Origin of the sequence: Lentzea sp. NPDC059081, from assembly GCF_042738015.1 — a bacterium.
Classification (GTDB): Bacteria; Actinomycetota; Actinomycetes; order Mycobacteriales; family Pseudonocardiaceae; genus Lentzea.
Genome location: NZ_JBHYGW010000017.1, coordinates 1 through 11,797, shown reverse-complemented (window position 1 = coordinate 11,797; position 11,797 = coordinate 1). Strand labels below are relative to the sequence as shown.

11 protein-coding genes and 1 pseudogene are annotated in these 11,797 nt (G+C 68.4%); 10 read left to right on the top strand and 2 right to left on the bottom strand.

Features of this window, described 5'->3' with window-relative positions:
• Positions 1-122: 122 nt before the first annotated feature.
• The gene (locus ACFWV3_RS30335; RefSeq protein ID WP_382416131.1) at positions 123-902 is read right to left on the bottom strand and encodes a hypothetical protein; all 780 of its coding nucleotides are present in this window, start codon (positions 900-902) and stop codon (positions 123-125) included.
• Between the two features lie 230 nt (positions 903-1,132).
• Between ACFWV3_RS30335 and ACFWV3_RS30330 the strand changes: the two genes are divergently transcribed.
• The 4 genes and pseudogenes from ACFWV3_RS30330 to ACFWV3_RS30315 all read left to right on the top strand — a co-directional run bounded on the left by ACFWV3_RS30330 (position 1,133) and on the right by ACFWV3_RS30315 (position 3,838).
• Entirely contained in the window at positions 1,133-1,621 is a 489-nt protein-coding gene (locus ACFWV3_RS30330) for a CarD family transcriptional regulator (RefSeq protein WP_065915127.1), read from the top strand.
• A 42-nt stretch (positions 1,622-1,663) separates the two neighbouring features.
• Complete coding sequence (ispD, locus tag ACFWV3_RS30325) at positions 1,664-2,356, top strand: 2-C-methyl-D-erythritol 4-phosphate cytidylyltransferase (protein WP_382416130.1); 693 nt, start codon at positions 1,664-1,666, stop codon at positions 2,354-2,356.
• Positions 2,353-2,823 carry a 2-C-methyl-D-erythritol 2,4-cyclodiphosphate synthase gene (ispF, locus tag ACFWV3_RS30320; RefSeq protein WP_382416128.1) on the top strand — a complete coding sequence of 157 codons (471 nt, stop codon included), beginning with the start codon at positions 2,353-2,355 and terminating at the stop codon, positions 2,821-2,823. Before ispD ends, ispF begins: the two co-directional genes overlap by 4 nt.
• A gap of 107 nt (positions 2,824-2,930) precedes the next feature.
• Positions 2,931-3,838, top strand: a pseudogene (locus ACFWV3_RS30315) (IS5 family transposase).
• Here ACFWV3_RS30315 and ACFWV3_RS30310 read toward each other — a convergent pair.
• On the bottom strand, positions 3,813-4,136 hold the full coding sequence (locus ACFWV3_RS30310) for a DUF6191 domain-containing protein (RefSeq protein WP_382416126.1): 324 nt from the start codon (positions 4,134-4,136) through the stop codon (positions 3,813-3,815). The pseudogene ACFWV3_RS30315 and the gene ACFWV3_RS30310 sit on opposite strands and share 26 nt — an antisense overlap.
• A 53-nt stretch (positions 4,137-4,189) precedes the next feature.
• Here ACFWV3_RS30310 and ACFWV3_RS30305 point away from each other — a divergent pair, with 53 nt between their 5' ends.
• The 6 genes from ACFWV3_RS30305 to ACFWV3_RS30280 all read left to right on the top strand — a co-directional run bounded on the left by ACFWV3_RS30305 (position 4,190) and on the right by ACFWV3_RS30280 (position 11,629).
• Complete coding sequence (locus ACFWV3_RS30305; protein WP_382416124.1) at positions 4,190-5,134, top strand: toll/interleukin-1 receptor domain-containing protein; 945 nt, start codon at positions 4,190-4,192, stop codon at positions 5,132-5,134.
• Between the two features lie 25 nt (positions 5,135-5,159).
• Positions 5,160-5,783, top strand: coding sequence for an HAD family hydrolase (locus ACFWV3_RS30300; RefSeq protein ID WP_382416122.1), 624 nt, complete (start codon positions 5,160-5,162; stop codon positions 5,781-5,783).
• A complete protein-coding gene (gene cysS, locus ACFWV3_RS30295) occupies positions 5,780-7,174 on the top strand; it encodes a cysteine--tRNA ligase (RefSeq protein ID WP_382416120.1) in 1,395 nt (464 codons plus the stop codon). Before ACFWV3_RS30300 ends, cysS begins: the two co-directional genes overlap by 4 nt.
• A gap of 6 nt (positions 7,175-7,180) precedes the next feature.
• Positions 7,181-8,152, top strand: a complete 972-nt coding sequence (rlmB, locus tag ACFWV3_RS30290) for a 23S rRNA (guanosine(2251)-2'-O)-methyltransferase RlmB (RefSeq protein ID WP_382416118.1) — start codon at positions 7,181-7,183, stop codon at positions 8,150-8,152.
• Between the two features lie 569 nt (positions 8,153-8,721).
• Positions 8,722-9,945 carry an MFS transporter gene (locus ACFWV3_RS30285; RefSeq protein WP_382416116.1) on the top strand — a complete coding sequence of 408 codons (1,224 nt, stop codon included), beginning with the start codon at positions 8,722-8,724 and terminating at the stop codon, positions 9,943-9,945.
• A 244-nt stretch (positions 9,946-10,189) separates the two neighbouring features.
• Complete coding sequence (locus ACFWV3_RS30280; RefSeq protein ID WP_382416114.1) at positions 10,190-11,629, top strand: GGDEF domain-containing protein; 1,440 nt, start codon at positions 10,190-10,192, stop codon at positions 11,627-11,629.
• Positions 11,630-11,797 lie beyond the last annotated feature (168 nt).

The following is an 11,797-nucleotide window of genomic DNA, read 5'->3' as shown; positions in this document are numbered from 1 at the left end:
GGTCGCCTCTTCGGGTCAACCGCCGCAGGCGATTCGGCCCGAAGCGGCGACCGGACGACCGACAAGAGGCGAACGAGCCGCCGCCTGCGGAGCAGCGGCCAACAAGCACAGCGGCAAGAAACTCAGTGACCGCCGGACTCATGTCCTTCGCTGACGCGCTTGTGCTCGGACGGCGCCACCGGCACCTCGATCGTCACCGAACCGGCCTTCTCGAACAGGAACGTGATCTTCACCGTCTGCGCGGCCACGACCTCGCGGTTCAGCTTCTTCAGCGTGCAGCGGATCTCCAGCACCTCGAGGTCCGGGTCCACCGGCGCCGACGACGAGGCCGACGGACGGCCCGAGGACGACGAACCGACCGAGGACGACGGCGCGCCCGAGGTCACGGAGACCGACGAAGAAGGCACACCCGAAGACGACGCGGGCGCGTTCGACGAAGAAGGCACACCGGACGAGGACGGCACGCCCGAGGAAGTCGACACGACCGAGGAGGACGCGGCGGAGGACGAAGGCGCGGAGGTCTTCGTCGGCGCCTTCGAGGCGTCGTACTCGGCACGCAGCGCGTACTGGGCCGGGATCTCCTTCGAGCCCGCGACCTCGGCCTCGCCCTCGGCGGCGTCCGACTTGATCGACAGCAGCTTGTCCGGGGTCGAGCCCGTGTTCGCGATGACGAACGTGAGCGGCGCGTCGGCACCGTCGGCGTAGCGGTTGCCGTCCGGCGGGAAGGCCAGCATGACGTTGCGCACCGCGATCGGGCCCGCGTTTCCGCTGGCACCGTCGACGGCGGCGACCTGGGTGTCGGTCTGGGTGATCTGACCGGCGCTGCAGCCGACCGCGGCCAGACCGAGGCCTGCGGCCAGCGCCGCCGTCGCGATCAACCGGCGAGACACTCCTGAGTTCACGGCTCCAGCGTCCTTCCTAGGGAACAACCACCAGGCAAAGAGCCTAACCGGGGCCCGGATCGGGGACGCGACGTGGTGCCAATCGATCTTGACAACCCCGTACGTTGCACGCGAACAGGTGGTTTGTCAACCCCCCGCGTGGCCCTGACCAGCACTAACGGATCTTCGAGCGGCGTTCGAAGGGTTGCTGGACGTGTTAGGATGGAGGAAGCGAAAGGGGCAGAGGACACATGGTTTTCAAGGTCGGAGAGACCGTCGTCTACCCGCACCACGGTGCCGCTCTCATCGAAGCAATCGAGACCCGCGTTATCAAGGGCGAGGAGAAGAAGTACCTCGTTCTCAAGGTGGCGCAGGGCGACCTCACCGTTCGGGTTCCCGCTGACAACGCCGAGATCGTAGGCGTGCGTGACGTTGTCGGCCAGGAAGGGCTCGACCGGGTCTTCGAGGTCTTGCGCGCTCCCCACACCGAGGAGCCGACCAACTGGTCTCGGCGGTACAAGGCCAACCTTGAGAAGCTCGCCTCCGGCGACGTGAACAAGGTTGCGGAAGTGGTGCGCGACCTCTGGCGGCGCGAGAAGGATCGCGGGTTGTCCGCCGGCGAGAAGCGGATGCTGGCGAAGGCGCGGCAGATACTGGTCAGCGAGCTGGCGCTGGCCGAGGGTACCGACGAGGACAAGGCCGAGGTTCTCCTCGACGAAGTTCTCGCCACCGCGTCGTAGTTCTTCAACAAAACACATTCAGAGCATCGGATAACGCCGCAGATGAGTGTTGTCGCGCTCGTACCTGCGGCAGGGCGGGGTGAGCGTCTGGGCTACGGGATGCCCAAGGCGCTCGTGCCGGTCAACGGAGTTCCGCTGCTGACCCGTGCCGTGCGGGGTCTGTTCGAGTCAGGCCACGTCGATCACGTCGTCATCGCCGCTCCACCGTCCGATGTGGATTCTGTGCACACCGCTACCGCCTCGCTGGCCCCGGCCGGCGGGGCGGTGCACGTGCTTTCAGGGGGTTCCGAGCGCACCGACTCGGTCCGCCTCGCCCTCGACCACGCGCTCCGCGTGGTCCCGGACACCGCGATCGTGCTGGTGCACGACGCCGCCCGTGCCTTCACACCTCCCGAGGTGATCGCCGCCGTCGTGGCCGCCGTGCGCGACGGGCACGACGCCGTCATCCCGGTACTTCCCGTGGTCGACACGATCAAGCAGGTGAACGAGGTCGGAGTGGTCGTCGCCACACCTGACCGGGCCGGTCTGCGGGTCGTCCAGACCCCGCAGGGTTTCCGAGCTGAGACTCTCAAAGCCGCCTATCGCGCCGGTATCGCCGCGACTGACGACGCCGGTCTCGTCGAGAAGAACGGTGTCGAGGTCCACACGGTTCCCGGCCACGCGCACGCCATGAAGATCACCACCCCGTTCGACCTCGCGGTCGCGGCAGCACTGTTCAGCGGAGGCCAGGAGTGAGGATCGGCCAGGGCGTCGACGTCCACCCGATCGAGGCAGGCAGGGAGTGCTGGGTCGCCGGCCTGCTGTGGGAGGGCGTCGACGGGTGCGCTGGTCACTCCGACGGCGACGTGGCCTCCCACGCGCTGTGCGACGCCCTGCTGTCCGCCGCGGGCCTGGGTGACCTCGGCGCGGTGTTCGGCACCTCCGACCCGCGCTGGTCGGGCGCGCACGGAGTGGTCCTCCTCACGGAGGTCCGCCGCCTCGTCGAGGAGGCCGGTTACCGTGTGGGAAACGCCACAGTGCAGGTCATCGGCAACGAACCGCGCATCGGCAAGCGCCGCGACGAGGCCCAGAAGACGCTTTCCGAGGCCGTCGGCGGCCCCGTGTCGGTCGCGGGCACGACGACCGACGGGCTCGGTCTGACCGGCCGCGGCGAGGGCATCGCCGCGATCGCCACGGCCCTCCTGGTCAGCGCGAACGCCTAGGCCGTGTTTCAAAGGTGAGGTGATCGGCGGCGTGTCGGTGCCGGAACGTGGCGAGGTCTCCGGTAAGTGGGTTAGCGACCAAGCAAACCTGCAGTACCGGAGACCTCGTGGCCAGCGTAGCGGCAGCGGGGCGAGCCGACCTGACCGACGCGCAATGGGCTGTGTTGCAGCCACTGCTGCCCGTCGGCGCCAAGCCGGGACGCCCGCCGAAGTGGAGCAAAAGGCAGTTGATCGACGGCATCCGGTGGCGGGTACGCGTCGGCGCCCCGTGGCGCGACATACCGCCTGAGTACGGTCCCTGGCAGACCGTGTACGGGTTGTTCCGCCGCTGGCAGCGGGCCGGAGTCTGGCAGGCGATCCTGACCGGTTTGCAGGCCCGTGCCGATGCCGCCGGGCTGATCGTGTGGGACGTGTCGGTCGATTCCACGATCATGCGGGCGCACCAGCACGCCGCCGGTGCACGGAAAAGGGGGATCTGCAGGTCGAACCGCCCGGCACTCCGGCCGGCGGGACCGAGCCCGGCGACCACGGACTGGGCCGCTCGCGCGGCGGCTGGACCAGCAAACTGCACCTGGCCTGCGAGCAGGGCCGCAGGCCGTTGTCGCTGTTGATCACCGCCGGACAGCGAGGTGACAGCCCGCAGTTCACGCCGGTGATCGAGCAGATCTCGGTACCGCGCCTGGGCCCCGGTCGCGCCAGGACCCGTCCGGATCGGGTTCTGGCGGACAAGGCCTACAGCTCCAAAGCCAACCGTGCCTATCTGCGGCAGCGAAAGATCAAGGCGACCATCGACCAGCCCCGCGACCAGGCCGCCCACCGCAAGGCCAAAGGCTCCGCAGGCGGGCGGCCACCGACGATCGACCGCGAGATCTACAAGCAGCGTCACGCCGTCGAGTGCGGCATCAGTCTGCTCAAGCAGCACCGGGCCGTGGCCACCCGCTACGACAAACTCGCCGTCCGCTACCAGGCCACCGTCCACGTCGCCGCCATCAACATCTGGCTACGCCACATCTGAAACACGACCTAGTCCGCTGCGCGGGCACCTTCAGCACGGCGGTCCCGCCGTCGAGGTCCACCCGGCTGTGTGGCGGGGCGGCGTCGCCCTCCTCGTCGCGCAGCTGCCGCTCCTCCTTGCGGAACTCCAGCTCGTCGCGCTTGCCCGCCTCGAAGGTCGCGCCCAGCTCACCGATGCCGGCCGTGGACATCGGCGTGTCCTTCCTCTTCCTCCGCACGAACCGCTCCACCACGGCGAGCACGAACAACGCCACCACCAACGCGGGCAACGAGATCGCGAAGAGGAACCCCGGGCTCATACCTGGACAACTCCGGCGCCGCCGGTGTGGTTCCCGCCACTAACATCCCCTGTGTGCCCAAGTACGACGTTTGCCTCTCCTTCGCCGGCGAAGACCGCGACTACGTCGAGGAGGTGGCCCGCCACCTCACCGAACTGGGTGTCTCCCGGTTCTACGACACCGACGAACAGGCCGACCTCTGGGGCAAGAACCTGGTCGAGCACCTCGACGAGATCTACCGCAAGGACTCCCGCTTCTGCGTGATGTTCGTGTCCGAGGCCTACGTGCGGAAGATGTGGACCCGGCACGAGCGGCGGGCGGCGTTCGACCGGGCGATGGTCTCCGACACCGAGTACGTGTTGCCTGCCAGGTTCGACGACACCGAGGTCCCTGCGTTGCGCACCGGCACCGGCTACATCGACCTGCGCAACCGCACCCCGCGCGAGCTGGCCGCCATGATCGCCGCGAAGGTCGGCACCCCGGTCGAGGCGGACCCGGCGGGCTGGGAGTACCAGCTGTTCTCCGACACCGCGGCGATGCACCTGCGCAAGCTGAAGGACAAGCAGCTCAGCCACGAGATGGGGTTCGCCCCCGACGTGCGCACGCTGACCACCGACACCGAGGCGCACGACTACTACCTGATGCGCACCGGCGTGTTCGACAAGATCGTCAACGGTCTCGCGGACCTGCTCTCGGCCGGCAAGCAGCAGTGGGCGTTCGGCCCGGCCGGCCGTGCCGGCGACCGCGACCGGATCAAGCACCTCGCCACCCAGTTCACCAAGTCCTACGAGAGCCTCCTCGACTGGACCGCCGATCTGCGCGGCACGTCGACCCCCGCCCGCTACGCCGCTCTCTACGCGGCCACCGCGCAGCTGGCCGACCAGCCCCTCAAGCAGATCGAGGAGTTCCTGGCGCAGCTCGCCGCCGCCACCGAACGCAACGCCGGTGACCTGGAGCTGACCATCTCCTACGACCTGTCGGCGGTCGAGGCCGAGCTCAAAAAGGTCCAGACCACCTGACGTCCCGACCCGTAGAGTCGGGGGCGTGACGACCCGCGCTGCTCTCTTCGACTTCTCCGGCACGCTGTTCCGCCTCGAGCACCCCGGTCTCGGGGCCAACGGCGACCTGATGCGTGCGATGACCGCGCCCGTCGGCCTGGCCGACGGGATGGACCCCGAGCTGGCCGACGGGTGGCTCCGGCGCGACCTCGACCCCGACGTGCACCGCTGGGTGCACGTGAAGCTGCTGAACGACGCGCTGGTGCCGGACGCCGAGGCGTTCTACGACCAGCTCGTGCACCCCGACTCGTGGCAGCCCTACCCGGACACCAGGGCGGCGCTGGAACACCTGCGGGACGTGCCCGTCGCGATCGTCAGCAACATCGCCTGGGACATCCGCGCCGTGTTCGAGAAGTACGACCTGACGCACCTCGTGGACGAGTTCGTGCTGTCGTACGAGGAAGGCGTCATCAAGCCGGACCCGAAGATCTTCACCACCGCGTGCGAACGGCTCGGCGTCGATCCCCGCGATGCCGTGATGGTCGGCGACAGCGAGGAGGCGGACGGCGCAGCGGTGGCGATCGGCTGCTCCTTCCGGCTTGTCAATCCGGTTCCGACGAGTGACCGGCCGGACGCGCTACTGGCTGTGGCCCGTACCATTCCCGTGTGAGCCTCCACATCTACGACACCGCGAGCCGGTCCATGCGGGAGTTCCACCCGCAGGTCAACGGAACGGCGTCGATCTACGTGTGTGGGGCGACCGTGCAGGGCGTGCCGCACATCGGGCACGTCCGCAGCGGCCTGAACTTCGACGTCCTGCGCCGGTGGCTCGCCCGCGACGGCGCCGACGTCACGCTGGTCCGCAACGTCACCGACATCGACGACAAGATCCTCACCAAGGCCGCGGAGCACGACCGGCCGTGGTGGGAGTGGGCGTACACGCACGAGCGCGCCTTCGAGGACGCCTACGACGCGCTGGGCTGCCTGCCGCCGTCGTACGCCCCGCGCGCCACCGGCCACGTCACGCAGATGGTCGAGCTGATGGACCGCCTGATCGAGAAGGGCCACGCCTACGACGTCGACGGCGACGTCTACTTCGACGTGCGCTCGTTCCCCGAGTACGGCGCGTTGTCCGGGCAGAAGCTCGACGCGGTGGAACAGGGCGAGACGGCGGTGCGCGGCAAGCGCGACCCGCGCGACTTCACGCTGTGGAAGGCCGCCAAGCCCGGTGAGCCGTCCTGGCCGACGCCGTGGGGTCACGGCAGGCCCGGCTGGCACCTGGAGTGCTCGGCGATGGCCACGACGTACCTGGGCAGCTCGTTCGACATCCACGGCGGCGGCCTCGACCTGATCTTCCCGCACCACGAGAACGAGCAGGCGCAGTCGCGGGCGGCCGGCGACGGCTTCGCGAACTACTGGATGCACAACTACTGGGTGACGCTGTCCGGCGAGAAGATGGCCAAGTCGCTCGGCAACACCGTGTCCATCCCCGCGATGCTGGAGAAGGTACGCGCGCAGGAGCTGCGGTACTACCTGGTCGCGCCGCACTACCGCTCGCACATCGAGTACTCCGAGGGCGCGCTGGCGGAGGCGGTGACGTCCTACGGGCGCATCGAGTCGTTCCTGCGCCGCGTCACCGAGCGCCTCGGGCCGATCGAGCTGCGCGGCGACATGTGCCCGGACTTCGTGGCCGCGATGGACAACGACCTGAACACGCCCCAGGCCGTGGCCGCACTGCACAACAAGGTGCGCCAGGGCAACACCGCACTCGCCGACGGCGACCACGAGACGGCCCGCTCGGCCGCCGAGTGCGTGCGCCGGATGGCCGACATCCTCGGCGTCGACCCGTTGTCGCCGAAGTGGAACGACCAGTCGTCTGCCGAGACCGGCATGCGGCAGGCGTTGACCACGCTGGTGGATCGACTGCTCGTCGAACGCCAGGAAGCCCGCAAGAGCAGGGACTTCGCACGCTCTGACGCGTTGCGCGACCAGTTGCTGGAGGCGGGCATCGCCGTCGAGGACACCCCCGACGGTCCGCAGTGGACTTTGAAGGACGACTGACTTCCAGTGGCTGGCAACTCCAAGCGCAAGGGCGCGATGCGCAACCCGGGCTCGAAGAAGGGCGCGGTCGTCGGCTCAGGCGGGCAGAAGTCCAAGGGGCTGCAGGGCAAGGGCCCGACCCCGAAGGCGTCTGACCGCCCGAACCACCCCGCCTACAAGCGGGCCAAGGTGGTCGCGAAGACCGAGGCCGTGAAGACCCAGCGGCGCCAGAAGACGGAGAAGGCCCAGGCCGAGACCGTCGCGGGCCGCAACCCCGTCGTCGAGTGCCTGCGCGCGGGCACCCCGGCGACGGCGCTGTACGTGGCGCTGGGCATCGACGCGGACGACCGCGTGCAGGAGGCCGTGCGCCTCGCCGCCGACCGGGGCATCTCCGTGCTGGAGGTCGCCCGCGGTGAGCTCGACCGGATCACCGGCGGTGCGATGCACCAGGGCCTCGGCCTGCAGGTGCCGCCGTACGAGTACGCGACCCCGAACGAGCTCCTCGAGATCGCCCAGCGCGCCGGTCAGCCGCCGTTGCTGGTGGCTCTCGACGGCGTGACGGACCCGCGCAACCTGGGTGCCGTCGTGCGGTCCGCCGCGGCGTTCGGCGCGCACGGCGTGGTGCTGCCGCAGCGGCGCAGCGCGTCGATGACGGCGGTGGCGTGGCGGACCAGTGCCGGCACGGCCGCGAGGCTGCCGATCGCGATGGCCACCAACCTCACCCGCACGCTGCGCGACTGGGCCGAGGCGGGCCTGATGATCGTGGGCCTGGACGCCGACGGTGACGTGGACGTCGACGGCCTCGACCTCGCGACCGGCCCACTGGTCGTCGTCGTGGGCTCCGAGGGCCGCGGCCTGGGTCGTCTGGTCAAGGAGACCTGCGACCAGACCGTGTCGATCCCCATGGCCACGGGCGTCGAGTCGCTCAACGCGTCCGTCGCGGCCGGTGTCGTGCTCGCCGAGGTGGCCCGCCGGCGCAGGATCGACGCCAAGGGCTGATCGGTTCTGACGTTATCGGCTAGTTCGCGACGCTAAGCGAGCACTTTCGCCGACGTTAGTGATCGTTTTCCCCGCCTGCTGAACCGGTTTCGTTCCGCAGGCGGGGAAACACTACTTCCGCCTCTTGCCAGAGGCTCGCGGGAGACTCCGGCGACAAACGCCGAGGATTGTTTCGCGCCACTCCCGGCCGCGGGTACGTTCGTGCTGATGGCAATTTGCACGCCCCGACCTGCAGGAGTCGGAGCGGGTTGCACCGCTTGGCGGAGCAGATGACACCCGTTCGGAACCTGATGACACGCCGCGTGACCATTTGGGGTCCAATCAGGCGGTGCCGAGGTCAACTGTGAAGAAGATCAGGTCTACGTTTCGCTATTGTAACTACTTTAGGTAACTGGCCTGCTCCGTTTAGGTACACACTGTGGTAGGACAGACGTTGAACGGTGAGGCAGCTTCTACCGTGATTGTCGATAGAAATTGATTACCACCGGCGGGGGCGACGTGACTCGGCGTAGAGCGAATCAGGACGAGCTGATTCGCCGCGCGCGGGGCGCGGCTCGCCGAGGGCGCGCATGACGTCCCGCGGCGCCCTCCGCGAGCTCCTGGGTTTGCGCGAGTTCCGCGCCATGTGGATCGGCTCGACCGCTTCGACCGCCGGAGACCAACTCGCCGCGGTCGCATTGTCACTGCTCGTATTCGAGCGGACACAATCCGCTGCCTGGACCGCGCTCACGTGGTCGTTGACGCTGTTCCCGCCGCTGATTTCGGGTCCGTTGCTCGGCTGGGTCGCGGACCGGTTCCCACGACGCACGGTAATGGTGACGACGGCGTGGCTGCAGGCCGTGCTGATGGCCGCGATGGCCATTCCTGGCATGCCGCTGTGGGCCATGATCGTGCTGCTCGTGGTGGTGCTGGCGATCTCCTCGCCGTACCTCGCGGCGCAGGAGGCGAGCCTGCCCCACGTCCTGCCGCCGAAGCGCTACGACGACGGCGTGGCGCTGTTCGGCACGTCCGTCGACATCGCCCAGATGGCGGGCCTGGCCGCCGCCGGCTTCCTCGTCGCCCAGACGAGCCCGGCCGTGGCGCTCGCGATCAACGCCGCCACGTTCGCCGCGATGGCGATCCTGGTGCAGACGTCCGTGAAGCACCGCCCGGCCGCGGATCCGCTGGGCCGCAAGAAGAAGGACGACGAACCGCGCGGCGTGCTGACCCTGATGGTGTCCGAGCCGAGGCTGAGGACGTTGCTGGGCGTCCGCCTGCTCGCGGGCCTCGCGATGGTCCCGGAAGGACTCGCGGTGCCACTGGCGGCGAGCCTGAACGCCGTGTGGGCGGTCGGTCTGATCCTCGCCATCGAGCCCGCGGCGAACGTGCTGGGCGTGGCGCTGCTCTTCCGCCTGGTCCGCGACCCGGCGAAGCGCGAGCGGCTGATCGGACCGCTGGCGGTGCTGTCCCTGGCGCCCCTGATCCTGTTCGCGTTCGACCCGAACCTGACCTGGACGATCGTTCTGCTGGTGTTCGCCGGTATAGGCGGGGCTTATCACACACCCGCTCGTTCGGCGTGGATGAGGCTTTTGCCGGACCAGTACCGCGGAAGGGCCTATGGCATCGGCAGAGCCGCGCTGCGCTCGAGCCAGGGCGGCGGAATGGCGCTGGCCGGCGTCGTCGCCCATTCGATCGGATCCGTGACGGCCACGATCGCGGGAGCGGGCGGTATCGGACTGCTGCTGGCGACCCAGGCCACGTTCGCCTGGAGACGTGCTCGAGGTCGCAGTGACACGAAGGCGGTGGCAATCTGAAACAGAACGGTCACCATTAGCGATATCCGTTGCAGAGGCACCAGCATGATTGAAGTCAGGTCGGCGAGAGGCGGCGTTCAGAAGTCACGGTTGCACATGGAAGGACACCTCCTCGTTGCGACGAGCAGCAGCGCAGGTAGGTCTACGACCTGGACAGCGGCGGCTTGCTCATGAAGTGCCATGAGCGTAGGGGGTCGTGGTGAAGAACAGTTTGACTGATCGCAGGCGATCGCGGGGACTCGGCTTGACTCCGATTCGCAACTGGGACCTCTGGACCGTTGCGCCCAGTGCGATCGCTTACTTCTTCGTGCTCGAAGCAGCAGTCGCCGGCGCCTCCATCTGGCTGCTGACGAAGCTCACTTCCGTCTCGACCGCCGACTGGCTGCGCTTCGGCGCGCTGATCGCCGCGATCACGATCCACCTGACCATCGTCCGCAGAGCGGAAGAGGCCCGCCGCAACGAGGCCTCCGGCCCCCACATCGACCTGACCTCGGTCTGGACCTTCGCGGCAGCGGTGGCCCTACCAGGCGGCCTGGCCGTGATCGCCACGATCTGGATGCGCATCCTGATCCAGCCGATCGCCCGCCGCCAGCCCTACCGCTTCGTCTTCGGCACGGCCTCGATGCTGGCCTCGACCCTGCTCTCCTGGGCCCTGGTCCACTTCTCCGGCATCTCCCTGGCCGCCACGGGCAACGTCCCGACCGACTTGAGCCTGGTCCTCGTCCTGGTCATCACCGCCCTGCTCTACTGGTTCGTCCAGGTCATGACGGTCGCGGTGGCCTTCAAGATCGTCACCCCGAACTCCAAGGTCCTCGACTTCCTGGGCTCCAAAGTCGACAACATGCTCGAGATGAGCACCCTCGGCGCCGGCGCCATGCTCGGCATGCTCATGACCAGCCACTGGGTGGGCCCGCTGCTCCTCGTCGTCCCGGTCACCCTGGTCAACGCCCTGCTCTCCAGGGCAGGCGAACGCCGAGCCCACCTGGAACGCCTCCTGCGAGAACAGGAGCAGCTCCACCAACGCCTGGCAGCAGACGCCCACACCGACTACCGAACGGGCCTGCTGAACACCAACGGCCTGGCCGAGTACGCCGGCCGCCTGGCAGAACGCTGCCGCCTGGACGGCGAACCGATGACCGTCCTGGTCATCGACCTGGACCACTTCAAGCGCATCAACGACACCTGGGGCCACCCCGCAGGCAACGCGGTACTCGCAGAAGTAGGCCGAATCCTGCGAGAAAAACTCCGCCCGGGCGACGTAGCGGGCCGAGACGGCGGCGAGGAGTTCGTAGTAGCCCTGAAGGACACCCCGGTGGCCCAAGGCGTGACGATCGCAGAACGCATCCGCGAGGCGATCGGCTCCCTGGCAGTCCCGACCACCGACAAGCACCGCAACGTGGTGACCCTCTACGGCCGGCAGATCCAGCCCCCGGAACCCGACGGCGCCGACCTGCAAGCCATCAGCGCCTCGATCGGCGTGGCGGTGATCCCGGACAACGGCCCGGACATGGCAACGGCACAACACTCGGCAGACGCGGCCCTGTACAAGGCCAAGGAAAACGGCCGCAACCAGGTACGAGTAGCAGGCCTGGACATCCCACCGCGCCTGATGCCGATGCCCATGCCCATCCCCAGGCAGGACGACGTGGACATCACCAAGCCGATAACAAGCCGCTCGGCCTGACGCAAGCACGCGATGGCGAAGCCGAGCAGTGGCAAAGCCGAAGGCGAGCCGCTTTTGCTTTGAGCCAAGAGCACCCGCGGTGGGGTCCCGTCACGAGTCGCACCACAGCACTCGCTGCAACGAGATGGGGGTGTCAAACGGCCACGCTTTTCGGCCGTTTGACACCCC

Coding starts and splice junctions, on each gene's coding strand:
- ACFWV3_RS30330 (WP_065915127.1), top strand. CDS start 1,133: ATGGTTTTCAAGGTCGGAGAGACCGTCGTCTACCCGCACCACGGTGCC.
- ispD (WP_382416130.1), top strand. CDS start 1,664: ATGAGTGTTGTCGCGCTCGTACCTGCGGCAGGGCGGGGTGAGCGTCTG.
- ACFWV3_RS30310 (WP_382416126.1), bottom strand. CDS start 4,136: ATGAGCCCGGGGTTCCTCTTCGCGATCTCGTTGCCCGCGTTGGTGGTG.
- ACFWV3_RS30285 (WP_382416116.1), top strand. CDS start 8,722: ATGACGTCCCGCGGCGCCCTCCGCGAGCTCCTGGGTTTGCGCGAGTTC.